The following is a 22,492-nucleotide window of genomic DNA, read 5'->3' as shown; positions in this document are numbered from 1 at the left end:
AGCCTCTACTTCGCGGCACAGTCGCTCGAGCGTTGCCTGCAAAGCTTCGCCACGGGCGATCATTTCTAGAATTACGTTTTGCAGTTCCAGGGTCATGGCGAACAGTTCTTTTCGGAGCTCGGACTTTACCAGCGCAACCTTCTTTTCGGGTTGTCTATTTGCGTAAAGGTTTATGGAGCCAGGCTTGTTCCAGTGGTGCTGGTCGTTCGTGCCGCGCCCCAGATAAGGTCGTCTTCAGGGAGCAGAACGAAAAAGGGCCCGAGAACATGTCTCAGGGCCCGAGTTTTTTCTTCGACAGCGGAGGGAGGAGACAGTGCCGATGTCCTTATTGTAAAAGGTTATGGTTAAAGGATCGTAAACGACAGGAGTGGGCTAATCAGTCAGATGGTGGGTCAGGTAAGTTTAGGAGCCCATGCATCGGAGTCCATCTGCGCTCACTGTCGCAGCCATTGTCTTTACTTTCAGTCGATCCGGCCTTCGCCAATGTCACGCCCTCCAGGTCAAGGGCGCTCTTTCGACAGAATATCGCTCATAACGCATGAACTTTTTTAAGACTTAGAAACTATAAATTTATTTCACGACTTCATGGGATGAGAACCGTGTCTTCCACCCCAGCAAAATAATTTTGTCCTTCCGGGTCGAGCCATGAAACATCTTGCAGCCCTTGAGGATACGTCATGTCCAGACCGAAAATCAAAACCGCCCTCATCAGTGTTTTCATCTTTATCGGCATCATCGTCGGTGGTTTTGCCGCATATTCCGTCAATCGCTTGAGGACGACCAACGAATTTGTCAGCAATATCGCCAATGACTGGATGCCCAGCGTTTCGCTGGCGACACGGATGCAGCAGGATTTCAGTAATCTGCGACTGGCATATCGTGACCATATCATGGCCCTGGACGACAAGGGAATGAAAAACGCGGAAACGGACGTGACGAACAGGATCTCCGCGTTTCTTGAAACGACGTCACAGTTTGAGGCAATTTACACGTATCAAAGCGAGCTGGACATCGCCAAGCAGGTTCGTGAGGAGTTCAAAGGCTACACGGACCTGGGTACGCAGTTGATGAAACTGTCGGCGAATGACAACGATGAGCAGGCAAAGATCTTGCTTGCCACGGACATGAAGCCTTTGGCCATAAGACTCATCGCGGATATAGACAAGCTGATCGACATCAATGCCACGGGCGCCAAGACGGTATTTGCAGAAAGTCAGGCTATTTTCAGCACCACCCTTGTTCTGACATTTTTTGCCATCGGATTGTGCGCGGTGGTCCTCCTCGCATCAATCTGGTTCGCGCTGACGGGTATTGCCCGTCCCATTCAGACGATCACCAGCGCAATGACGAAGCTGGCGGGCGGCGATACAAAAACTGCGGTACCCTTTGCCGGGCGCGCCGATGAAATCGGGGAAATGGCCGGAGCCGTCGAGGTTTTCCGTCAAGCAGCATTGTCGAACAAACGCCTCGAAGAAGAGGCCGAGGGGGCACGTATACAAGGCGAGGCAGATCGTGTTCGATTGACCGCCGAAGCGGAAGCGGCTGCACAAAAACGGCTCCAGGAAGCAACCTCTGGTCTTGCCACGGGCCTTCGCCGTCTTGCCGCCGGCGATCTGGGCTTCCAGCTCAACGAGCCATTTGCGCCGGACTTTGAAGCGCTGCGTCATGATCTGAACGGCGCCGTCAGTCAACTTGCTGACACCCTGCGCGCCGTTGCACAAGCTACGACACAGATCGACAGCGGCACCCGCGAGATCAGTCAAAGCACCGATGACCTGTCGAAGCGGACAGAACAACAGGCAGCCTCGCTCGAACAAACAGCCGCAGCCCTCGATCAGATCACGGCGAATGTCTCCAATTCGTCGAAGCGCGCCGATGAAGCACGCTCTGTTGCTGTCCAGGCCAATGCCAGTGCGGCTCATTCCGGCAAGGTCGTCGCAAGCACCGTCGATGCCATGCAGAAAATCGAGCAATCATCCAATCAGGTGTCAAACATTATCGGCGTCATCGACGAGATCGCTTTCCAAACCAATCTTCTGGCCTTGAATGCGGGCGTCGAAGCCGCCCGGGCCGGCGAGGCAGGCAAGGGCTTTGCCGTGGTCGCTCAGGAAGTTCGTGAACTTGCACAGCGCTCTGCCAAAGCTGCGAAAGAAATCAAAGAACTGATCCGCAACTCCTCTGTCGAGGTTCAAAGCGGCGTCAAGCTGGTCAGCGAGACCGGCGAGGCATTGAAGACCATCGAAGGCTATATCGTCGCCGTCAACCAGCATATGGACGCCATTGCCACGTCGGCCAGAGAACAGTCGGTCGGGCTTGCAGAGGTGAACACCGCCGTTAACCAGATGGACCAGGTCACCCAGCAGAACGCCGCGATGGTCGAGGAAAGCAACGCGGCGAGTGCGACTCTCGCCGGCGAGGCAGGAACTCTGCGCGAGCTCATCGGCCGGTTCCAGTTTGGCGAAGGAAAACGGCAAATGGCGCCTGTGACAGCTGCCGGAGCGCCAAACCGCGCTGTGGCGTCGCCGGCTCGCAGGCTGACGGCACAGGTCGCTAAAGCCTATGGCGGCAATACAGCCGCTGAAAGCTGGGAGGAGTTTTGAAGACGGTCTGAAGATCCTATCGACGACGGCGGTGTATGGCTTTAAAAAAAATACTAATCTAGGCGAGCGATCTCTAAGGGGTGGGCGAGATGCGGGCCCACCTTGGCCAGGCCGCCGCTCGGATTGGTACAGATAGCGGCAAAAATGAAGTCACATTGCACGAGCGAATGGTAGCTCTGCTGAAGGTCGTTCGGGAGGACAGTCTTCATCCAAGTTCATTGAGAATCGAACCATCAACCGAAGCCAAGCTATATTCTGGATGCCGCGACGAGCTGCCCGTTATCCTGTGTTCTCCGTGGCAGGATCTCGAACATGGATCGGGATCGGCTTCGGTAATATCTCGAACCGCTCGCCTACATCTCGCTTTCCCGAAAGCTGTTCAGCGTCTAACGGCGAATTAGGATGAACGCCGCACTCATACGTTGCGACGTAAGCGCGATTTTCCCTGCACGTTGACTTGCTTGGCTAGGCTGTGACGGCGTTGGAGGCGTTGAACGGTAGCAAGTCGCTGATGTCGGCATCTTCATTGCGCTGCGGCAACTCTGCAAGCACGTGGCGCAGCCAGGTGAGTGGGTCGACGCCACAGGCACGGCAGGTCAGCATCAGACTGTAGATTACGGCGCTGGCCTTGGCTCCATCAGCGGTGTCGCTGAACAGCCAACTCTTTCTGCCGGTGGCAAAAACTCTGATGTCGCGTTCCAGAATGTTGTTATCGATCGGCATTCTGCCATCGGAGATATAGCGGGTCAGATAATCCCATTGGTTCAGAGTGTAGGACACGGCATCACCGAGCCTGGTGTCCGGCACGACTTTTGGCGCGATATTATCGAGCCAGGACTTGAGGGCGTTCAGGACAGGCAAGCTGTGCTGTTGGCGAAAGCGGCGAATGCAGTCGGCCTTCGTCTCGCCGGCATCTGGGGCTTTGTCTCTTGCCTGCTTTTCGATCCGATAAAGCTGCTCGAAGAACCGGAGCGCCTGTTCCGGCGGTCCGCCTCCGTTCTTTCTGGTTTTGAGTGCTTCAACGAAGCGCCGTCGGGAATGAGCCATGCATCCGACATGCGTGGCACCATCCAATGTGCGCCAGGCTGTATAGCCATCGCTCATGAGTATGCCGCGGTAGTCGCCGAGGAAGGCCTGTGGGTGAATCTGACCGCGGCCGGGCTGATAATCGAGCAGCACGATCGGCTCGCTACTGTCCTCGCCGCTCCGGTAGGCCCACATATACGATGTGCTGGTGGCTTCCTTGTCCTTTTCCTTGAGAACCTGAACGGTCGTCTCATCACCGTGAATGAGGGGCTGCGACCTGAGCCTCAGTCTCAGCGCATCATAGATGCGGTGAAGATGCTTCTCGCTCGAGCCGATCACCCAGTGAGCGAGAGCGCCTCGGCTGATCGGAACGCCGGCTCGCTCGAACGTCTGAGCCACGCGGTAGAGCGGCGTGCCATCGACGTATTTGTGGACGAGCGCGAAGGCCAGCGTCGAGGCGGTTGCGATGCTGCCCGGCAGAGGTTGGCTCGGCATAGGCGCGATCACGACAGGCGTGTTGATCCCGGTGCGGTCGCAATGGCGGCAGGTATGTTTGAACCGCACATTCTGCAGGACCTTTGCCTTGACCTCGATATGGAGTTGCTCGGTAACGGCCTCGCCCATGCGATGCATTTGACTGTCGCAGCAAGGGCAGGCCTTCTGATCGTCGGCAAGGTCGTATTCGACACGCTCGCGCGGCAGGTCTTCCGGTAAAGGCCTGCGGCCACGCTTCTTTCCCGCCGCGCTCTCGACAGGCGGCAGGCCTGTATCCGGAAGATCGACGCCGTCGCCGTCGTTACTGTCATCCTCATCCGCGGCCTCCTCGGCCTCGTTGAAGATGCGATCGATGTGCTTTTCGCTGCGGGGTGCAAAACGATGGAGCCTTGCGAGCGCCAGTTCTTCTTCAAGTTTGACGATCCGCTGCGAGAGGGCCTCCTTCTCGGCTTTGAGCGCAGCAATTTCGGCGGCGTTGGCCGCCAACTGCGCCATCAGTTCTGCAACGCTCAGTTCGCCGGCTCGGGTCATCCCAGTTTTGAATCTGAGCCGCGTCGCCGCGTCAACAGCTCAATTCGCCACCTTCAGCCGGCGATCTGATACTGCCGCACGGGATGGCGGATCATCGCATCGATATCGATCCCGTCGAGAATCCAATGCAGTTGCTCGGTCGTCAGTGTGACCACCGTCACCTCTCGGCGCGGCCATCGGAACTTGTCTTCGGTCAACCGCTTCAGGATTAGCACAAAGCCCGAGCGATCGAAGAATAGCAGCTTCACCCGGTCACGCCGGCGGTTGCAGAAGGCAAACACTGCAGGAGCAAACGGGTCCAGCGCCATCGTCTCCTGGACCAGGACCGCAAGGCTGTTGATGCCGGCCCGGAAGTCGATCGGTTCGCGATGCAGATAGACTTGAAGATCAGCGCCAAGCTTAAACATGACCCAGAGCTCCGATTATTGCCGTCAATGCGCTGAGATCGCGGCACTCCAGCGTCAATCTCACACCATTCGGCAATGACGCTCTCACCTTCGCTGGAGAGGTCAGCGGGTCGCTCCTCTTCGCCGTCGGCAATCGCTCTTCGCGATCCGTGGCTGGCATCTCAATGTCGAACTCGCTGCTCGGGGCGGCGATCTGAACCGGAATAAACGCAGATGTCGAAGACGGCGATAATGGATGTGCCTGGGTATGTTTCCTGATCCATTTCCAAACGAGATTCGCATTGACCCCGTGTTCTCGCGCAAGTTTCGATACTGATGCGCCAGGTTCAAGGCAGGCCGCGACAAGGCGATCTTTCGAACTTTGATCGAAACGGCGTCTTCCATTCCGACCGACCAGTCGCACTGTAAGTTTTTGACCTTCATCCATAACTTGGTGTCCGCCTCTTTTAGGTGGACACCTCATGCCAAAGCTCGCTCAAATACTGAAGGTGCTGAGAAATTCGCGCTTACGTTGCGACTTAGGCCGTCCATCCAACGACAGCGGCAGAGGCACCCGGCGTCTACGCGCCAAATATGCGCATGTCGCCAGCGTATCGCTCCCCGCTTCCATATTGAGTTAGATGTAGGAGTGTTTATCAGCTATAGATACGCGGGGATATCTATGAAATTTGGCGGCTTTCCCAGTCTCAGGCTGACGGGACTTTTCTAGCAGGGCAATCACGTAGAGCGGAGACTTCGGATTGTTGTTACAATTCATGATAGCTGTAAGCTTCGCCTTGGTACTACTCGTGCTGCTGGTCTTCATTTGGCAACGGAGAGAGGGACTGCGGCGAGTGTTTGGCAGCGGCGTGATGGGTAGCGCTGGCAGCAACGACTATCCTCCGCATACCGGCGGCTGCAACGACACCGGCGGGGATGGCGGAAGCGGCGATTGCTAATGGTGAGACTGTATTATGTCGGGACCTGCCCACAGTGTAACAATCAGGGCCGCCTCTATCTCCAGAAGGACGTGACACGGCAGACGATCTATGCGCATTGCGAGGAATGTGAGTGGGGCTTCCGCAATCCTGAAGATGTCATGCACCCACATCGAGCGTTCCTAACGCTGTTGGAGGAGTATGAAACGGTGAACCCTGCCGAAGACGAAATCTTGCGATCTTTCTGGGCGCGTCACGTCGTAAAGCACGTCGACGTTTGAAGCGCCCTAGACCTTTACCCGAAGCATATTGAACGCGTCGGGCATTGGCATCGAGGCTCGACAGGAAATCCTTTTATAGTTTTTCTTTTCCGTTGCTGAAAGGATGTCATCGCCTTGAAAGGAAATGAACCGCCGATCTGCTATTTTCAGGTCCCCTAGAGATTTCGATAGCGATGTCGGATCTGGTGGTTCATCAACGTCCTAGCTGTAAATGAGACCGAAAACCGGAGGAGGCGAAGTATGGCGCTCAAGCGGATGGACAACATCGGGATCGTCGTCGAAGACCTTGGAGTGGCGATAGGCTTTTTTCAGGAGCTGGGCTTGGAACTTGAGGGCCGCGCGACGATCGAGGGCGAATGGGCCGGCCGTGTCACTGGACTGGGCGACCAGCATGTCGAAATCGCCATGATGCGCACACCGGATGGGCATAGCCGGCTTGAACTTTCGCGCTTCCTCACGCCGGAAGTCGTGGCTGATCATCGGAACGCTCCGGTGAACGCCCTTGGTTATCTGCGCGCCATGTTCACAGTCGATGACGTCGAAGAGACCGTTGAAAGATTGCGCGGGCACGGCGCAAGGCTCGTCGGCGATGTCGTTCGATATCAGGACGCCTATAAGCTCTGCTACATTCGCGGACCCGACGGTCTTCTCATCGGTCTTGCCGAGGAACTCGGTAAGCCGAAAAACGAATAGGTTCCGCCTGGCTTTATATCCTGCTGACACCGTGCATGTTGACGTGAAACGCTGCTGATCCCAGCCAGGCGTCACGCCGAAACACGAGCACCTGGATAGAGGCCGTCAGTACCTTAATTGACCTTGAATGGGCTCGAACGCGCGGAGCCTCACCAACCGCACGGGGTTACGCTAACACCATGTACCAAATAGCTTTATGCTCAAAGCGGTACGGCTTCAGCCGTGATTTGCGTTGACTTTCTAAAAGGAAGCTTTCAAATAAATGCAAGGCGGGAGGAGGTTCAAATGCACGATCACAAGCCGGACACCTCCGATCAGCGGTCCTTGGCTGACATCATTCGCAACTATGACTGGGAAAACACCAGCCTCGGACCGATGTCCTCCTGGCCGGTCCAGTTAAAGTGTGCGGTCGACATGGCAATTCCCTCAGGCGCGCAGATCGTATTGTTTTGCGGCCATGACTTCACCGCCATTTATAATGATGCATATGCTCCGACGATCGGTGCCAAGCACCCGAAGGCTTTAGGGAAACCAGCGAAAGAAAACTGGGCCGAACTTTGGGACGATCTGGAGCCGCTTCTGCGTAGGGTTCGCGACCGCGGCGAGACGGTCGTTGCCAAAGACAGGCCCTTTTATATCGAACGCAGCGGCACTCCAGAAACAGTTTACTTCGACATCTCGTATTCACCCGTTTCCGACGAACAGGGCCATGTGTTGGCCGCCCTTTGTATCGTCAATGAAACGACGGAACGGGTCGGCTACGAGTCAACGCTCAAAAGAATGGCGTCGATCATCTCCTCCTCGGAAGACGCAATTCTCGGCATCGACCTCGACATGACGGTTACAGACTGGAACACCGGAGCCGAAAAACTGTATGGGTTTTCGGCCGACGAGATTGTGGGCCGGTCCGTCACGCTTCTAGTTCCGGACGGCCTCCCTGATGAGGAAGAGCACATCCTCTCCCGCATCAGGGCAGGCGAACGGGTAGAGACCCATGAGACCGTCCGGCGGCATAAGAGTGGACGTCTCCTGGACGTTTCGCTGGCTGTCTCCCCAATCTACGGCTCGGATGGCACGATCATCGGCGCCGCGAAGATTGCTCGTGACATCACGGCACGAAAAGAAGCGGAGCGAGCTCAGCATCTCCTCATTGGGGAGTTGAACCATCGCGTCAAGAACGTCCTTGCGACGGTCGCCGCAATCGCCCGTCAGACGTTCGCCGGCGCACAAGACATCGATATCGCGAGGACAGCCTTCGACGCCAGGTTGCAGAGCCTGGCCAGAGCACATGACCTGCTCACGCGAGGAAGCTGGAAGGCTGCCAGCCTTCGTACCGCTGTTTCGGAAGCGTTATCTCCCTATCCACCCGAGCAGTTCAACATCAGCGGGCCCGATGTCGAGGTCTCGCCAAAGGCTGTGGTGGGCCTCGCGCTCATCTTGCATGAACTAGCAACCAACGCTGCGAAATATGGCGCCTTGGGAGTGAGTTCCGGAAAGGTGACACTGTCATGGGACGTTTCACCTTCCAACGCTCAACTCGATCTGTCATGGCAAGAGAGCGGCGGGCCTCAAGTCACTCCGCCGACCCGAAGGGGGTTTGGGTCGCGCTTGATCGAAGCGCTGTCGTCTGGCCAGCTTGGTGGAAAGGTAGACCTTAGCTATGATGTTTACGGTGTACGCTGCATGATCAACGCGCCGCTCGACACCGGATGGAGCGACCATGACCACAGTCAGTCCCCAATTTGACACCACGATGCCACAAACTGTGAGTTCGTGGCATAGCGTGCAATGAGGCTGACAAATGTCTAAGGATGTCACTGCCTATAGCATATCGCGTATCGCGCGGACGACGAGAGTTGAATCGTACGGTTTGCTAAAGAATCGCCCCACGACCGGAAGAGCATCCTCGCGTATGTGAAGATGACCCGACGTAACGATGATCTTGACTGGCGGCCATCGATCGCGAACCGCAGTCGCAAGCTTCAAACCATCCATGCTACCCGGCATATTTATATCGGTGAACATCAGACGAATTTCTGAATGGCTGTTGAGAACGGCAATGGCGTCATCCGCGTTCGATGCTTCGAGCACCTCGAAACCCTCTTCTTGCAGCGACTCCACGATGCCCATCCGGATAAGAACCTCGTCCTCCACAACCAGAACCGTTATGCCGTTGTAGCCCATCGCCGTAGCTCCACCGTGGTTCACTGGTATACAGAGACGTAGCCAGGACTTTGATAACGCTCTCGATGGCATAATGATCCGGGAATTTGGATTATTTTTCAGAAACTTATTATATGCGTTGCGGAGTTTTCCGCATCAGTCGCATGCATTGGCTGAAGGAAAGTCCTGCAAATAGACCAGCGGCACGATTTGAAGCCATTGAAACGGAGGCAGGTTTTCCTGAAGCCACCGACACGGTTGCGAGACCACCCGGAAAACCGTCATCCTGCGCGGCTCTAACTAACAAGATCGTCGTTAACCACCACACTGCCGCGTTTCACCGACTTCGCATGATAAAGGGCGGCATCGGCGGCTTTCAACGCCGCATCACAGCTCGTGGAAGTACCGTCAGCCTGGCTTATGCCAAATGACGCGCCGATCGAAACCTCACAGGTCGGCAACTTAAATTTCGCTGCCAGCGAGGCCGACAATCTTTGACAAGCCTCTCTTGCTTCCTCGCTCGAAATACCGGGCATGAATATCGCGAACTCGTCGCCACCAAGACGGAAAACCCGATCCGAACCGCGTGTCCCGGATCGGAGTCGCTCGGCCACCACTTGCAGCAACTCGTCGCCAACCGCGTGACCATGACTATCGTTTACCCCTTTGAAGCCATCCAGATCGAGACATATGACCTGTGTCACGCCAGCGCTCGTGCAAGCAGCAAACTCCAGATCCAGCAAAAATCGATTTGGAAGACCTGTAAGAAAGTCGTGGGTGGCGGCATGGCGCATTTGACGTTCGCGCCCCAGAAGGGACTGAGCGGCGGAATGTGACGTTCTGATCATCAGATACGATCCTATGATCAGGACCAGGCTTACCGTGACGATCAGGGGAAACGATTGCCACAATATATCGGTTGCCGGAGTTGGCGGACGCCAGGATAGGACTTCGACCTCGCCTTGCGGTCCTACCGCAATTGCCGCCCTGGCGCGTTCGGGCGAAACCTCGCGCAGAGGCTCGATGCGCGCGTCGTCCAGATCGAACCGCTCCCCGAAAACGCCCTGCAGCGTGCCGGCGATCGGCATGGCCGTGATCAGAATGGGTCCACGCGGTCCCTTGCGCTTCGATGTTCCGAAGTCCGATTGAAACAGGCTGGCAGAAAGCAGAACAGATTCCTCGCCGATAACCATGATCCGGCTCACCGCAATCGGGTGAGGAATGCCGGCCTGCTTGGGCTCCTGCTCTCTTATGCGAACGCCTTTCACCAGTTCCGCCGCATCCTTCGCGATCGCCGACGGACCCCTGACGAAATACGGCAGACCTTGCACGGTCTCATCCGTCTTGGAATAGATGATCTTATCAGCGGCGTCGAGCACGATTGCGCCGCGCGTGCGCGACGTACCGATCAAGGATGCGCCGATATTACGATCAGTCCATGCTTGATCGAACTCGTTGTCGAGGTTGGCGATCGCTTCGTCCCAGACCGTCCAGGCGGTCAGCGAAAATTCAACCTCGCTGATCCAGATGGAGACGTTCCGCTCGACCAACATTTCCTGCCGCCGCCGGGTTTCCGCATCTAGCTGTGCAACACCGAAATAGGAAGTGGCGGCCATGCCGACTATGAGGACCGCCACGCCGATAATAGTTGGGCCAACCAGTTTAAAACGAACGAAACGCATACCAAGCCGATCGATAAGGGATCGCTCACGCAAGAGCTAAGAACTTGATAGCCGGCGGTCCTTTCAATACCGTTATCTCAAACACGAAAGTTTGCCGGACTGCTGCCAAAGACTGTTGTCTTGGTGGGAGTCGCACGCGCGGCACGGCAAAATATCCGGGCATGCGGCGCGAGCAATCATCTTGACGATCGCCGCCAACCTTGTTCATTTGGGCAATGTTTAAAGCCGCAAACGCTGTGCAGATCAGAGTTTCTATCAATGAGATTAAGCCAGACGTCTGGCGTCGACTGGTCCTGCCAGTCCATTGGAACCTGGAGCAGCTGCATCTCGGAATTCAGGCCGCATTCAACTGGTGGAACTATCATCTCTATGAGTTCCGGATTGGTGGCCTGCGGTACGGGGAAGTCGAGATCCTGACAGAGGATGCGACCGATGACGATCCCCGGGTCTTCGAGCAGAGCGAGGTTCGCTTGCAGGACTTCGAGCAAGGTGCCGTATTCAGCTACAATTATGATTTCGGGGACGGATGGCGGCACACCGTCTCGGTTGAGGAGTTCCTGTCGCTCTCTTCTACGCCCAAACACGGGAGCTGCGTTGCCGGCGAAAGAGCGCGACCGCCCGAAGATGTTGGCGGGGTTTCAGGATATGAGCGGTTCCTGGAGACCATCGCCGACCGGGAAGATCCTGAATACGCCGAAACCATTCAGTGGTGCGGCGGCTGCTTTGATCCGGAATGGTTCGACCTGTCGATCGTGGACAAGGATGTTCGCAATGCTCTGCGCTCGAATGCCAAAAGGCGGTTGTATCAACCGAAGCCCAAAGCCTTCCCGAAGAAATGAGTTGGCTAAATTCAAGGTGCGCCTTGAAAAGAATCGAACGGTTAATCCTGCTACCGCAAAGCTCTCGCCTTCAAAGGTTACTATGGGCACCAGCGGGTGCCTGCTAGTCCAACGACGTTGGGTCCATGGGTCCGGCGCCTGATTTAGTTGTTGCCGGAGCCCGGCTCGGCCATCTTTGCATGTTGATGGGCCAGCATGTTCGCCGGCGTGACGTTGGCGACCGCAGCCTGCAGCTTGTTTTTCCAGCCGCTGACAACATCGCCTTCGCCATCCATCATCGCATCATAACCAACCCGTGCGACGTCGGCCGGATCGTCCTTCTTTGCCTGCCCGACGGACGTATCCATCAGGTCAGCGCGCTGGAAGAACTCAGTCTCCGTCGGACCCGGCATCAGGCAGCTGACCGTAATGCCGCTGTCTTTCAGCTCTTCCCGCAAAGCGAAGGAGAAGCTGTTGATGAAGGCCTTGGTGCCATTATAGACGGCTTGATAAGATCCGGGCATGAAGCCGGCAATCGAGCCCGTCAGCAGGATCCGGCCCTCGCCGCGACTGCGCATCAGATTTCCGACCTGCTGCACGAGGTAGATGGTGCCGACGATGTTTGTGTCTACGACCTTGCGGGCCTCACCGAAGTCCTGATCGAGGAAGCCCTTACCAAGCCCCCTGCCGGCGTTGGCCATCAGCAGGTCAACGGAGCGGCCAGATGCCTCGATGTTTTCGAGAAGGTGGTCGACGCCTTCCTCCGTTGACAGGTCGGCCTCGATGGCATCGACCGAAGTGCCGAATTCCCTGAGGCTGGCTGCAGCCTGTTTGATGCGGGGCTCATCGGCTGCAATGATCAGATCATAGCCATCCTGGGCGGCACATTTGGCCAGTTCGTACCCAATGCCCGTCGATGCACCCGTGACGACGGCAAGGCCTTTTCCCATTTCAATCGCCATGCTGTATCTCCTTACGGTTTGAGAACGACTTTGACGCAACCGTCCTTCTTTTCGAGGAAGGTCTTGTAGAGGTCCGGTCCGTCTTCCAGGCTTCCGGTATGGGTGATGATGAATGAGGGGTCGATTTCGCCGTTCTGAATTCGCTCCATCAGGATCGGCAGATAGTGCTGGACCGGTGTCTGGGCCATTTTGAACGTCAGGCCGCGATTGATCGCCGATCCCATCGGGATCTTGTCCAGGAACCCGCCGTAGACGCCGACGATCGAGACTGTGCCGAAATTTCGGCAGCAATGGATCGCTTGGCGCAGGACGTGCGGGCGGTCCGTGCCCATGAAGGTTGCGACTTTGATGCGGTCGATCCGGGCATCCCAGCTTGCGGATGGATCAGATTCGGTTCCAACGGCATCGATGCAGCCATCTGCCCCGCGGCCATTGGTCAGTTCCATGATCCGATCATAAATATCCTTGTCCATATAATCGAGGGTGATGGCTCCTGACTTTTCAGCAAGCGCCAGCCTCTCCCGGACTGTGTCGATCGCAATAACCCGCTCCGCCCCCAGAATGAATGCGGACTTGATCGCCATCTGGCCAACGGGGCCACAGCCCCAGATAGCGATCGTGTCGCCCGGCTGGATATTGCAGAAATCGGCGGCCATATAGCCCGTTGGAAAAATGTCCGAGAGGAAAAGGACCTGCTCGTCGCTTAGGCCTTCCGGCACCTTGATCGGACCGACATCGGCGTAAGGAACCCTTAGATATTCGGCCTGGCCGCCGCTGAACCCGCCCAACAGATGGGTGTAACCGAACAGGCCAGCGGGCGAGTTGCCCCACATCTTGGTGACCTTTTCCGGTTTTGGGTTCGAGCGTTCGCAGCCTGAGAAAAACCCGCGTTTGCAGAAAAAGCATTCGCCACAGGCGATCGTAAAAGGCACGACCACCCGGTCACCAACCTTCAGTTTCTTGTTGTCCTTGCCGACTTCGACCACTTCGCCCATGGTTTCGTGACCCATGATGTCACCACTGTGCATGTCGGGCATGACGCCATTGTAGAGATGAAGGTCCGATCCGCAGATCGCGCAGGCCGTGACCTTGATGATGGCATCGCGACCGTACTCAATTTGGGGGTCGGGGACGCTTTCGCAGCGGATGTCATGCTTGCCATGCCAGGTCAGTGCTTTCATCTATTTGCTCCAAGGTCGTGTCTTCATTGTACGAGCGTCTTGGCTGCAAACGACAGGTCATAAAATTTGTTCCTTGACGATGTGGCATGTACCGAAGCGCACGGAAGACCACAATTCTCGCAAAAGACCGACCTGCGGGCATGACGGAAGGAACTTTGACGGTCGAGAGGTCGTTTTCTTTGCTTCATCGAAGCAAGAGGAGATGTTCCATGCCTCAGGGTGACAAATCCGCATATACAGACAAGCAGAAGCGCAAGGCCGAGCATATCGAGGAAGGCTACGAGGTCCGTGGTGTTTCCGAGAAGGAGGCCGAACGCCGCGCCTGGGCCACCGTTAACAAAGAAAGCGGCGGTGGCAAGAAGTCCGGCTCCGGCCGCGGCCATACCGAAAACCATGCTTCCTCCGAAAAGGGCGGACATAAGGGCGGTGCCGCTGCTGCGTCGCGCACCAAGGAAGAGCGCTCAGCATCCGCTAAGAAAGCTGCAGCCACGCGCAAGCGCAACGAGCAGCATGCGCATCATTGATAGGAAACGGCGTCACGACAGTGGCGCCGTTTCTTCTATGGAGGAACGTTCATGCATAAGAAGAAATCCACACAGAAATGGTCGCAGGATGTCACTGACAACAGCGACGCGATGGATCTGAAAGGCGGCGTCTTCAAACAGCGCAGCGCCAAGAAGATCGCCGACTCGCTGAAGGCCTCGGCTGAACGGAGCGACCGCCGCAAGGCCAGCCCTTTCCAGTCCGCCATGTCGATGCTGAATTTCTACATCAATCGCGCCGGCAAGCAGCTGTCGAAGTCTAGGTTGGCAACGCTCGAAAGGGCCAAGGACGAGCTGCGCAAGGATTTCGGCAAGCAGCCGAAACACTGATCATCGGGCGGCATAGCCAATAGCCCGCTCACCGCCAAGCGATCCCCCGGGAGATGAATGAGCATTGCCTGGCGGTTCGTTTCAAAACTTACTCTTGAGCTTAAGGAGACCGATTATGCAAGCTGTCCGTATCCATCGCTTCGGCGGTCCGGAAGTCATGGCAATCGAGGAAATCGATCGGCCAACGCCTGCCGCCAATGAAGTTCTCATCAAAGTCTTTGCTGCAAGCGTCAATCCGGTCGATGCGAAGATGCGCGAGGGGAAATATCCTGTCGTCACCGAAAAGGATCTTCCCTATGTGCTCGGCCGCGATGTCAGCGGCGAGATCGCTGCCGCCGGCTCTGAGGTCGCCGGCTTCGGGATCGGCGACGAGGTCTTTGCATTCCTGTCACCAGAACATGGCGGCTACGAGGAATTTGTAACGGCACGGGCTGACGAAGTGGCTGCAAAGCCGCAATCGCTCGATACCATCGGCGCCGCCGCCGTACCATTGGCCGGCATCACTGCATGGCAAGGCCTGTTCGATCATGGCGGGCTTCAATCTGGCCAGCGTGTCCTTATTCATGGTGGCGCGGGCGGTGTCGGCCATTTCGCTATTCAGTTCGCAAAGACGAAGGGCGCATGGGTGGCAACGACCGTGTCCTCGTCTGACAAGGACTTCGTGACCGATCTCGGCGCAGACCAGGTGATCGATTACAAAACTGAGAAATTTGAAGAGCTTGTCGAGCCCGTAGACCTGGTGTTCGACCTGATCGGCGGTGAGACGCAGGAACGTAGCTTCAGCGTCGTCAAACCGGGAGGAGCGCTGATCTCGACACTCCAGGAGCCGGACAAGGCACGCGCCAAAAAACTGAAGATTCGGGCGGGACGATACACCGCTCAGCCGAATGGCGCCCAACTGCAGGAGATCGCGGCGTTGATCGATCAGGGCAAGGTGAAGGTCGTCGTTGCCAGCACGTTCGAGCTTCGTGAAGCCGCAGAAGCACAGTCTGCCCTTGGGGAAAAGCACATCCGCGGCAAAGTCGTCCTGAAGGTCGTCGAGCAGCAGGCAAGAACCGTGATCGACGACAACGCACGGAGATTGCGGGCATACCAAATCTGGGAAGACGAAGGTCGTCCGGAGGGTCAGGACCTCGCGCATTGGTATAGAGCCGGTGATGCCGGCGCAACAGCGGAACGTCCTGACTATCGACGGTACTCTTCCGAGGTCGCGCCTGTTGGGTCGCTGGTGATCAAGTTCTATCACTCCGGCGATCAGATTCGCGGATATGTGCGCAAGGTCGCGGATACAGCTGCGGACGATACGATCTTTCCGGGCGAGGAAATGGAGCCGGATGCGGCCTTCAAACTGGCAGCTTCTCATAGGGCCGACAGAAACGAACCCGTCTTCGTCGAGCTTGTCGAAGGCGTTGAATGGAATCCCGACTGGGGTCGATTGGGATAACCGCAAAATGAAATCGACAATGACAACACGCGAAACGACGCCGGAAGCGATCCCGGCCGAGACAGATGATGCTCGTTCGATAGACAGCCCCGCCGCCGACAATCACCGTAACGATCTGGCCAAGGCGGCCGGGAAAGGCTTGCAGCGGGCCATGAAAGAAACGGACCGGACATCAGACAGTGACACACCGACAACTGAGGAGTGCCAGCAACATGGAAAAAGGTAAAAAGTCGTCGAAGGCAGAAATCGAGCGCGACGCCAGAGGGCAATCCGAAAGCAATCATGCCGGGGGATCCAACAACGGCGTGAGCAGCGCCAAGCCACGGGTCATCACGCATTCCGATGACGCGACCGTCAACAACAAGTCACCGGGCAACGACAAAGGCGCCAAGGATTGGGACCTCAATTACCACGAACGTGACATGAACGAAGGCGAGTTTCGGGGTTAGGTCGCTTCGTCCGTTATCCCGAAGCACCTCAAGCACGCGATGAGGCGGACCCGAACGCGGGATCAATCTTTATCTGCAGCAAGATAGTCCTTGGCCAAGAGCAGATCATCGACAAACCGGCGTCTTTCCTCGACACGATCGTCATAGTCTCGGATCCGGAGAATATATGACGGATGGATCGTTACAAGCAGCGGTGTGGCGCTCGCTGTCTTCAAGATGTGAGCGCGTTCCTTGGTCAGCCCGACTGACCGTCCCATCAAGCTGTAGAGGGCTGTGGCGCCGAGCGCGACAATGAGACGAGGACGCAACAAGTCAAGTTCGCCGCCGAGCCACCACGCACAGGGTTGTATCTCGCCAGCATTGGGCTTGGAGTGGATGCGCCGCTTGCCGCGTTGTTCGAACTTGAAATGCTTGACCGCATTGGTGACATAGCAAAGCGACCGGTCGATGCCAGCCTCGTTCAGACATTCATCAAGTAATCTGCCCGCCGGGCCGACGAACGGCCGCCCCGCAATATCCTCTTTGTCTCCGGGCTGCTCGCCGACAAGAATGATCTTGGCTTGAGCGTTTCCTTCGCCGAAGACGGTCTGCGTTGCATTCTTATAGAGGTCGCAGCGTTCGCACGTCTCGGCCTGCCGACGCAATGCCGCCAAGTCCTTCGCTTGTCCAAACGGCGCGACGAACGCCGGCGGCAGGCGGGCTACCGGCTTTGCGGACCCTGCAACCACCAACTATTCCTCTTCGCCCGGATACTGCGATTGCTGCAGCAAACCGGCGAGGTGTGCAGCGTTTCGCGCAAGCATCGATACCATCGTCTGAACGGCTTCGGGCGTCTCTTTCAGATCGACAAAGTTCGTTGACCCCATCGCCTCACCGACCCAATAGGCCACCGCGTTCGCTGGGATGGTGAAGCCGACGTCGTTAAGCGCCTGGAACAACTCCGCTGAGACATGATGAGCACCATCCTCGTTTCCGACCACTGCGACGGCCGCGACCTTGCCATAAGAAACCATCCGGCCTTGATCGTCGGTCTCTTCCAGGAAAGCGTCCATCCGTTCGAGCGCCCGCTTGCACACACTTGCAGGCTGACCGAGCCAGATCGGTGTTCCCATCAGCAAGATATCGGCTTCGAGAACCTTTGCACGGATCGCAGGCCATCCGTCTCCCTCGCCTTCATCCGACGTCACGCCCGGCTTGATATTGTGGTCAGCCAGCCGGATCGTTTCGGTTTCAACGCCGTACTTCTTGAATTCCTCGGCGATCAGCTCAAGCAACTTTCCGGTAGACGAGGCTTCCGACGAATCCGAAGTTTTGAGCGTGCCGTTGAGAGCGAGAACTTTGAGAGGCATGGATAACTCCTGTTCAAGTAAATACTGCCTGATATGACCCGGTGCGGCGTCCCAAGTTGTTGCGCCCTTATGCAGAACGCGTGCGCCACCTTCCGACAACCGCCTGACGCGGTAGCTACGGGCATCCAGCGCAGCGATTGGTTCTTCACGCCAGCAGGCCCGTTCTTGGGGAATTGAAACCCAATTCTTGACGGAAACTAACTGAGGGCACGAGTGAAAGTTCCGCTCGGCGTTCGCCCGCCAGCCTAGTACGATGCGCGCGCCCGTTCCTATGAGCTGGTCTTGCGGGCTTTTCGCTCGGCGTGCGTCCTCTTCAGGATGGCTTGTGAACGCTTGGCCGATTTTTCACAACGAAGATGAAGTGCTTCGAGTTCAGCGTCGGTCAACTTCTCAATCCCGATGAATTCATTCTCGGCGTCAGAGGAGAGTATGATCTCGTCGAGCTTGGTCTGAAGGGCAGTCCCATCCCGATTTTGGGTGTTCTGGATTAAGAACACCATTAGAAATGTGATAATGGTTGTGCCGGTATTGATCACCAGCTGCCACGTTTCCGAAAACCCGAAAAATGGCCCAGATACTGCCCAGATAACCACAGCGGCAACACAGAGAATAAAGGCGATCGGACTACCGGTTGCCCGGGCCGTTGCATTAGCGAATTTTGCAAACAGGCGATCCATGAACACTCCTCCGACGATCAGGGTTAAACACGTGGTCGATACGACCTGGCGAAGTCTGCCACTGGCCGAGGTCGCCAACAGATTCCCGCCGCAGCGCCCCTACTTCTCAGAACTCGGCGTCTCGCAACAGAAGCCAGGTCAGCCATGTCCGCGGGACCTGACCGGTAATAAGCACCATTCAGGAGGCTCGTAGAGACGCGTTTTAAAGCTAGCACTTGAGACATGGTCAACCTGTAAAGTTGGCTTGATCAACCGACCCCGTTGCTGAGGGTGACAACCGTCGCGACAAATACACCTGCGACGAGGCTGGCTCGTCACAGCCGTGGCAAAGAAACACACGCCTTCGCTCTCACAACGCAAACCACCACGATGAAGGAAATCCAATCAACTGCCTGTTTCGGAATGCGGCGCCGCAACGGGCTTTGATTCTGGTGATCCCCGGAAGCGCAGGAAAATCGAAAGCACCACGATCACTGCCGTCGACAGAAATTCGGATTGCCAGTTCTGAAAGGATTCGAACCAGAACTGCGTGCTGGCAAGATGCTGCATGATCGACTGAGCCGGGTGGCCATGCATGGCGGCTTCTGCGTTCTCAGCAATAGCGCTGTAGCGGAGGTGAAGAATGAAACTGGCGGCGAACAGCAGCGCGAGCGCTATGCCCAGCGAATATGAGTAGAGGGTTCGCAACCATCCACTCGCCCTCACGGCCCAGGAAGCGCCCGGTTGTCTCGCATGGCTTGCTGGATCTTCGTCCTGAGATGCGCTTTTGTCCGGATCTTTCGATTCCGCTGAGCCGCGCTGGAACAGCATAGCCGTCAGCATCACATATGCCGACATTTGCAGGAACTCGCTTTCCCAGTTCTCGAAGATGGCGGACAGGAAGTGTCCTGACGCGGCATAGGTTGCGAGCGACAGCGCCGTGCCACCATGCTGGATGATGTTCTCGTTGTTGACCTGCCATCCCGTCAAGAGCATTCCGGTTATGGTCGCGATGGTCAGCACCAACAGAACGATAGTCAGCCCATTGTCTTTCAGTACCCGCATTCATTGTCCCTCCCAATACGCTTGACGTCGTGAAAACGTCATAACCGGAAGCAGGGTTCCAGGACGGCGCGCCGTGAGGATCAACAGGTTAAATCTGTTCCTGTCCGGTGATATTGGCATTTGAAATCGCACCGAACTGCGGTGCCTTAGCCCGAGCTATCGACTCGAGAACATGCTTTTTTCCAGGTGCCGGCGCTCGATCTTGAATTTCTCCACCGGCGTGACCGAGGAGCGTCCACTATCGCAGTCGTGCATCCGGTTGAAGAGCGGCGGCGAATCCATCTCCGGCGCACACCACCAATCGATGGAACCGTCCGCACCGACGAGAGCGACGGTGCGTCCATCTCCGATAGCCGCATAGTGTTCGAGAAAACCATGCGTGCGTTCGGGGACGAGATGATGAAGCATTGACAGCCAATTCGAACTGCCCTCGCAAGAACGAGCGGCCAAAGTGTTTGGATTTGTCGGGAGAAAGCACGTTCCAAGCTGCGGTGAAAATCGTACTTGCGGAACCCAGAACGCCCTTCAGGGTTTATCGCGCAGTCCCCAAAAAGGAGATTGTATGATGGAAGACACTCGAAACCCTACGCCGCCATATCCTGAACAGCAGCAGGAGCCGCCAGGCAAGACTGCGGAAATGGCACCTGTCCCCGATCATGGTGAGAAGTCCTACAAGGGTGACGGCAAGCTGACCGGTAAAGTCGCCCTCATCACCGGAGCCGACTCCGGGATTGGCAAGGCCGTCGCTATCGCGTTTGCCCGCGAAGGCGCCGACATCGTCATTTCCTACCTGAACGAGGATGACGACGCCCGCGATACCGCAAAGTGGATCGAGGAAGCGGGACGCAAGGCTCTTGTCGTTCCGGGCGACATCAAGTCCGAGGAACATTGCAAGGATCTCGTACAGCGCGCCGTTAACGAACTTGGTGGCATCGACATCCTCGTCAACAATGCAGCGTTCCAGCGGACCTATGGCGACATCGCCGACATCACGGCCGAGGAATGGGACGAAACCTTCCGCACCAATATCTACGCACCATACTTCCTCTCGAAGGCCGCTGCTCCTCACATGAAGCCAGGTAGCTCGATCATTAACACGACCTCGATCCAGTCGCGGCAGCCGTCGCCTCAGCTTCTTGCATACGCGTCCACGAAAGGCGCGATTTCGAACTTCACGGCGGGTCTCGCCGAGATGCTTGCGGAAAAAGGCATTCGCGTAAATGCGGTCGCGCCGGGGCCGATCTGGACGCCGCTCATCCCTTCGACGATGCCAGCGGAAAAGGCTGCCAAGTTTGGGGAAAACACCCTTATCGGCCGGGCCGGACAGCCAGCAGAACTGGCGGGTGCCTACGTCCTGCTCGCCTCCGATCTGGGAAGCTACATGACGGGAGCCGTCATTCCGGTAACCGGAGGCGAGATCATGATCTGATACGCACCTGGCCGGCGGCCACTGGGTCGGCGGCCACCGTCAACACCTTAGTGTGCGGCATAACAGATCTATCTCCTGAGCCTGCAGTAAGGTCCGACCAAGCCAAAGGATAATAGTCTTGTGACGTCGAGCACTCCGGCCTGGATGGCTGTCTCAACCACTTGGTGCATAGGAAGCCCAATGACATTCATCAATGACAACCCACAGGGTGGGTTCTCTGACACTCGCAGCGACCGCTGGCTTATCCAGATCTTGCTGCCCCAACGAGATGATGCTGGGACGCCGTTCGAGGCCAATGTCTATGAACAAGTTCGCCAACGCCTGACCCAGGAGTTTGGGGGAATGACCTTCTATCGACACGCTCCAGCCGAGGGGACATGGCAGGCAAGCTCTAACACCGAACATGATGAGATCGTCCTCGCCGAAATTATGGCAGCTGATCTAGATGAAGACTGGTGGTCCGCTTACAAGAGCGAACTCGAGAAACGCTTCCATCAGAGTGAAATTGTCGTCCGAGCAATCCCGATCAAGCGGCTATAGCTATGTTGTTTCTGTCCGTTGACGCATGAACAGCACTAGAACCAAGGTGAACATCCACAGCCACATTGCGGACACGCCGATCAGCAGGCTGGAGCAATTGCTGCCGTGGAATTGGATACCGAAGACGCTGAACGCTCAGGCGACATAATCTGCGCTCCACAGTGGATGCCGACACCCCCTGCCGGACGGCTACCTCATAGGCCGACGCTATTTCTGAGCAGCCAAAACTGATAGTCCGCAAGATCGGTCGAGCGCACAGCACTTGTGCGGGGCTATTTGGTCCTGCCACGGCAAGGACAGGATAATGACGACGACGCTTCGAAACTACCATGCCCGGATGCAACGGGTCCTAGATCACATTGATCAGCATCTCGACCGCAATCTGGACCTGGACGAGTTGAGCTGCGTGGCCGCCTTTTCCAAGTTTCATTTCCATCGGCAGTTCGCGGCGGCCTTTGGGCTGTCTGTGCATCGCTATATCCAGCTCCTCCGCATGAAGCGGGCATCCTACAGGCTTGCCTACAGAGACGTAGACAGCGTGACCGAGATAGCGATGGATGCCGGCTACGAAGCTCCTGACGCCTTTGCCCGCGCATTTCGGCAACGGTTCAGCCAGTCGCCTTCGCAGTTCAGGAAATCCCCCGATTGGGAACTGTGGCTTGCGGCCCTCGGGCCTCTCAACCAAGCAAGGAGTAAGCTTATGCAACGGACATTTGCAGCAAATGACATCGAAATCCGCGAGGTGTCTCCGACCCCTGTCGCGATCATGAAACACCGAGGTGATCCGGCAAGGATCGGCGACACGATCAAACGCTTTATAGCATGGCGCAAAGCCACTGGCCTGAATCCGAAGACCAATTTGACTTTCAACATCTTCCATTCCGATAGTCATATGATTGATACCAGTTTTCAGGTGGTTTGACTCAAACACC

Annotated in this window: 25 protein-coding genes and 1 pseudogene; 13 read left to right on the top strand and 13 right to left on the bottom strand. The window is 56.7% G+C overall.

Annotated features, from left to right (window positions below; translation table 11 throughout):
- Positions 1-583: 583 nt before the first annotated feature.
- The gene (locus tag G6L01_RS26135; protein WP_234614290.1) at positions 584-808 is read right to left on the bottom strand and encodes a hypothetical protein; all 225 of its coding nucleotides are present in this window, start codon (positions 806-808) and stop codon (positions 584-586) included.
- Between G6L01_RS26135 and G6L01_RS26130 the strand changes: the two genes are divergently transcribed.
- Positions 708-2,600, top strand: coding sequence for a methyl-accepting chemotaxis protein (locus tag G6L01_RS26130; protein WP_234886446.1), 1,893 nt, complete (start codon positions 708-710; stop codon positions 2,598-2,600). The two genes, G6L01_RS26135 and G6L01_RS26130, sit on opposite strands and share 101 nt — an antisense overlap.
- A gap of 465 nt (positions 2,601-3,065) precedes the next feature.
- Here the strand turns inward: G6L01_RS26130 and tnpC are convergent, their stop codons facing one another.
- Genes tnpC through tnpA form a run of 3 tightly spaced genes read right to left on the bottom strand, consistent with a single transcriptional unit; the run spans position 3,066 to position 5,522 of the window.
- Positions 3,066-4,652 (bottom strand): IS66 family transposase, encoded by a 1,587-nt coding sequence (tnpC, locus tag G6L01_RS26125; RefSeq protein ID WP_060716620.1) that lies wholly within the window; start codon positions 4,650-4,652, stop codon positions 3,066-3,068.
- A gap of 53 nt (positions 4,653-4,705) precedes the next feature.
- Entirely contained in the window at positions 4,706-5,059 is a 354-nt protein-coding gene (gene tnpB / locus G6L01_RS26120; RefSeq protein WP_060716621.1) for an IS66 family insertion sequence element accessory protein TnpB, read from the bottom strand.
- A complete protein-coding gene (gene tnpA, locus G6L01_RS26115) occupies positions 5,052-5,522 on the bottom strand; it encodes an IS66-like element accessory protein TnpA (RefSeq protein ID WP_114386920.1) in 471 nt (156 codons plus the stop codon). The genes tnpB and tnpA overlap by 8 nt, the downstream gene beginning before the upstream one ends.
- Positions 5,523-5,814: 292 nt before the next feature.
- Here tnpA and G6L01_RS26110 point away from each other — a divergent pair, with 292 nt between their 5' ends.
- The 3 genes from G6L01_RS26110 (at position 5,815) to G6L01_RS26100 (ending at position 8,696) form a co-directional block, all read left to right on the top strand.
- Positions 5,815-5,997, top strand: coding sequence for a hypothetical protein (locus G6L01_RS26110; RefSeq protein ID WP_141747319.1), 183 nt, complete (start codon positions 5,815-5,817; stop codon positions 5,995-5,997).
- Positions 5,998-6,497: 500 nt separating this feature from the next.
- Positions 6,498-6,950 carry a VOC family protein gene (locus tag G6L01_RS26105; protein WP_060716623.1) on the top strand — a complete coding sequence of 151 codons (453 nt, stop codon included), beginning with the start codon at positions 6,498-6,500 and terminating at the stop codon, positions 6,948-6,950.
- Positions 6,951-7,235: 285 nt separating this feature from the next.
- On the top strand, positions 7,236-8,696 hold the full coding sequence (locus G6L01_RS26100; RefSeq protein WP_060716624.1) for a sensor histidine kinase: 1,461 nt from the start codon (positions 7,236-7,238) through the stop codon (positions 8,694-8,696).
- A 75-nt stretch (positions 8,697-8,771) separates the two neighbouring features.
- On the opposite strand, the gene G6L01_RS26095 is transcribed toward G6L01_RS26100, so the two are convergent.
- A complete protein-coding gene (locus G6L01_RS26095) occupies positions 8,772-9,134 on the bottom strand; it encodes a response regulator (protein WP_060716625.1) in 363 nt (120 codons plus the stop codon).
- Between the two features lie 275 nt (positions 9,135-9,409).
- Positions 9,410-10,828: a sensor domain-containing diguanylate cyclase gene (locus tag G6L01_RS26090; RefSeq protein WP_141747318.1), complete on the bottom strand. Its 1,419-nt coding sequence runs from the start codon at positions 10,826-10,828 to the stop codon at positions 9,410-9,412.
- 182 nt (positions 10,829-11,010) lie between these two features.
- Here G6L01_RS26090 and G6L01_RS26085 point away from each other — a divergent pair, with 182 nt between their 5' ends.
- A complete protein-coding gene (locus G6L01_RS26085; RefSeq protein ID WP_060716627.1) occupies positions 11,011-11,634 on the top strand; it encodes a plasmid pRiA4b ORF-3 family protein in 624 nt (207 codons plus the stop codon).
- A gap of 143 nt (positions 11,635-11,777) precedes the next feature.
- Here the strand turns inward: G6L01_RS26085 and G6L01_RS26080 are convergent, their stop codons facing one another.
- Both G6L01_RS26080 and G6L01_RS26075 read right to left on the bottom strand, forming a co-directional pair.
- The gene (locus G6L01_RS26080; RefSeq protein ID WP_060716628.1) at positions 11,778-12,575 is read right to left on the bottom strand and encodes an SDR family NAD(P)-dependent oxidoreductase; all 798 of its coding nucleotides are present in this window, start codon (positions 12,573-12,575) and stop codon (positions 11,778-11,780) included.
- 11 nt (positions 12,576-12,586) lie between these two features.
- Positions 12,587-13,756 (bottom strand): zinc-dependent alcohol dehydrogenase, encoded by a 1,170-nt coding sequence (locus G6L01_RS26075; protein WP_060716629.1) that lies wholly within the window; start codon positions 13,754-13,756, stop codon positions 12,587-12,589.
- Between the two features lie 209 nt (positions 13,757-13,965).
- On the opposite strand from G6L01_RS26075, the gene G6L01_RS26070 reads away from it, so the two are divergent.
- The 5 genes from G6L01_RS26070 to G6L01_RS26050 all read left to right on the top strand — a co-directional run bounded on the left by G6L01_RS26070 (position 13,966) and on the right by G6L01_RS26050 (position 16,521).
- Positions 13,966-14,280 carry a hypothetical protein gene (locus tag G6L01_RS26070; RefSeq protein WP_060716630.1) on the top strand — a complete coding sequence of 105 codons (315 nt, stop codon included), beginning with the start codon at positions 13,966-13,968 and terminating at the stop codon, positions 14,278-14,280.
- Between the two features lie 51 nt (positions 14,281-14,331).
- Positions 14,332-14,628: a DUF3175 domain-containing protein gene (locus G6L01_RS26065; protein WP_060716631.1), complete on the top strand. Its 297-nt coding sequence runs from the start codon at positions 14,332-14,334 to the stop codon at positions 14,626-14,628.
- Between the two features lie 115 nt (positions 14,629-14,743).
- On the top strand, positions 14,744-16,072 hold the full coding sequence (locus tag G6L01_RS26060) for a zinc-binding dehydrogenase (protein ID WP_060716632.1): 1,329 nt from the start codon (positions 14,744-14,746) through the stop codon (positions 16,070-16,072).
- A 19-nt stretch (positions 16,073-16,091) separates the two neighbouring features.
- Positions 16,092-16,298, top strand: a complete 207-nt coding sequence (locus G6L01_RS26055; protein ID WP_060716633.1) for a hypothetical protein — start codon at positions 16,092-16,094, stop codon at positions 16,296-16,298.
- Entirely contained in the window at positions 16,285-16,521 is a 237-nt protein-coding gene (locus G6L01_RS26050) for a hypothetical protein (RefSeq protein ID WP_060716634.1), read from the top strand. The genes G6L01_RS26055 and G6L01_RS26050 overlap by 14 nt, the downstream gene beginning before the upstream one ends.
- Positions 16,522-16,583: 62 nt before the next feature.
- Here the strand turns inward: G6L01_RS26050 and G6L01_RS26045 are convergent, their stop codons facing one another.
- The 5 genes from G6L01_RS26045 to G6L01_RS26025 all read right to left on the bottom strand — a co-directional run bounded on the left by G6L01_RS26045 (position 16,584) and on the right by G6L01_RS26025 (position 19,999).
- Positions 16,584-17,252, bottom strand: a complete 669-nt coding sequence (locus G6L01_RS26045; RefSeq protein WP_411910131.1) for a UdgX family uracil-DNA binding protein — start codon at positions 17,250-17,252, stop codon at positions 16,584-16,586.
- Positions 17,253-17,870, bottom strand: coding sequence for a flavodoxin family protein (locus tag G6L01_RS26040; protein WP_060716635.1), 618 nt, complete (start codon positions 17,868-17,870; stop codon positions 17,253-17,255).
- Between the two features lie 269 nt (positions 17,871-18,139).
- Complete coding sequence (locus tag G6L01_RS26035) at positions 18,140-18,547, bottom strand: low affinity iron permease family protein (protein ID WP_013637201.1); 408 nt, start codon at positions 18,545-18,547, stop codon at positions 18,140-18,142.
- A 384-nt stretch (positions 18,548-18,931) separates the two neighbouring features.
- The gene (locus tag G6L01_RS26030) at positions 18,932-19,591 is read right to left on the bottom strand and encodes a DUF6766 family protein (RefSeq protein WP_060716636.1); all 660 of its coding nucleotides are present in this window, start codon (positions 19,589-19,591) and stop codon (positions 18,932-18,934) included.
- Positions 19,592-19,747: 156 nt separating this feature from the next.
- Positions 19,748-19,999, bottom strand: a complete 252-nt coding sequence (locus tag G6L01_RS26025) for a trehalase-like domain-containing protein (protein WP_060716637.1) — start codon at positions 19,997-19,999, stop codon at positions 19,748-19,750.
- Between the two features lie 154 nt (positions 20,000-20,153).
- Between G6L01_RS26025 and G6L01_RS26020 the strand changes: the two genes are divergently transcribed.
- The 3 genes and pseudogenes from G6L01_RS26020 to G6L01_RS26010 form a co-directional block, all read left to right on the top strand.
- Complete coding sequence (locus G6L01_RS26020) at positions 20,154-21,020, top strand: SDR family oxidoreductase (RefSeq protein ID WP_171431162.1); 867 nt, start codon at positions 20,154-20,156, stop codon at positions 21,018-21,020.
- A 180-nt stretch (positions 21,021-21,200) separates the two neighbouring features.
- Positions 21,201-21,560 (top strand): hypothetical protein, encoded by a 360-nt coding sequence (locus G6L01_RS26015; RefSeq protein WP_060716639.1) that lies wholly within the window; start codon positions 21,201-21,203, stop codon positions 21,558-21,560.
- Positions 21,561-21,864: 304 nt separating this feature from the next.
- Positions 21,865-22,446 (top strand): annotated as a pseudogene (locus tag G6L01_RS26010) (AraC family transcriptional regulator); the annotation flags it as partial.
- Between the last annotated feature and the right edge of the window lie 46 nt (positions 22,447-22,492).

Origin of the sequence: Agrobacterium vitis, assembly GCF_013337045.2 — a bacterium.
Classification (GTDB): Bacteria; Pseudomonadota; Alphaproteobacteria; order Rhizobiales; family Rhizobiaceae; genus Allorhizobium; species Allorhizobium vitis_B.
The sequence above is the reverse complement of the archived record's forward strand: the minus strand, read 5'-3'. Positions and strand labels throughout refer to the sequence as shown.

Coding starts and splice junctions, on each gene's coding strand:
- G6L01_RS26065 (WP_060716631.1), top strand. CDS start 14,332: ATGCATAAGAAGAAATCCACACAGAAATGGTCGCAGGATGTCACTGAC.
- G6L01_RS26080 (WP_060716628.1), bottom strand. CDS start 12,575: ATGGCGATTGAAATGGGAAAAGGCCTTGCCGTCGTCACGGGTGCATCG.
- tnpA (WP_114386920.1), bottom strand. CDS start 5,522: ATGAGGTGTCCACCTAAAAGAGGCGGACACCAAGTTATGGATGAAGGT.
- G6L01_RS26085 (WP_060716627.1), top strand. CDS start 11,011: ATGTTTAAAGCCGCAAACGCTGTGCAGATCAGAGTTTCTATCAATGAG.
- G6L01_RS26055 (WP_060716633.1), top strand. CDS start 16,092: ATGACAACACGCGAAACGACGCCGGAAGCGATCCCGGCCGAGACAGAT.
- G6L01_RS26030 (WP_060716636.1), bottom strand. CDS start 19,591: ATGCGGGTACTGAAAGACAATGGGCTGACTATCGTTCTGTTGGTGCTG.
- G6L01_RS26075 (WP_060716629.1), bottom strand. CDS start 13,756: ATGAAAGCACTGACCTGGCATGGCAAGCATGACATCCGCTGCGAAAGC.
- G6L01_RS26105 (WP_060716623.1), top strand. CDS start 6,498: ATGGCGCTCAAGCGGATGGACAACATCGGGATCGTCGTCGAAGACCTT.
- G6L01_RS26020 (WP_171431162.1), top strand. CDS start 20,154: ATGATGGAAGACACTCGAAACCCTACGCCGCCATATCCTGAACAGCAG.
- G6L01_RS26100 (WP_060716624.1), top strand. CDS start 7,236: ATGCACGATCACAAGCCGGACACCTCCGATCAGCGGTCCTTGGCTGAC.
- G6L01_RS26035 (WP_013637201.1), bottom strand. CDS start 18,547: ATGGATCGCCTGTTTGCAAAATTCGCTAATGCAACGGCCCGGGCAACC.
- G6L01_RS26070 (WP_060716630.1), top strand. CDS start 13,966: ATGCCTCAGGGTGACAAATCCGCATATACAGACAAGCAGAAGCGCAAG.
- G6L01_RS26110 (WP_141747319.1), top strand. CDS start 5,815: ATGATAGCTGTAAGCTTCGCCTTGGTACTACTCGTGCTGCTGGTCTTC.
- tnpB (WP_060716621.1), bottom strand. CDS start 5,059: ATGTTTAAGCTTGGCGCTGATCTTCAAGTCTATCTGCATCGCGAACCG.
- G6L01_RS26050 (WP_060716634.1), top strand. CDS start 16,285: ATGGAAAAAGGTAAAAAGTCGTCGAAGGCAGAAATCGAGCGCGACGCC.
- G6L01_RS26095 (WP_060716625.1), bottom strand. CDS start 9,134: ATGGGCTACAACGGCATAACGGTTCTGGTTGTGGAGGACGAGGTTCTT.
- G6L01_RS26040 (WP_060716635.1), bottom strand. CDS start 17,870: ATGCCTCTCAAAGTTCTCGCTCTCAACGGCACGCTCAAAACTTCGGAT.
- G6L01_RS26015 (WP_060716639.1), top strand. CDS start 21,201: ATGACATTCATCAATGACAACCCACAGGGTGGGTTCTCTGACACTCGC.
- tnpC (WP_060716620.1), bottom strand. CDS start 4,652: ATGACCCGAGCCGGCGAACTGAGCGTTGCAGAACTGATGGCGCAGTTG.
- G6L01_RS26060 (WP_060716632.1), top strand. CDS start 14,744: ATGCAAGCTGTCCGTATCCATCGCTTCGGCGGTCCGGAAGTCATGGCA.
- G6L01_RS26025 (WP_060716637.1), bottom strand. CDS start 19,999: ATGCTTCATCATCTCGTCCCCGAACGCACGCATGGTTTTCTCGAACAC.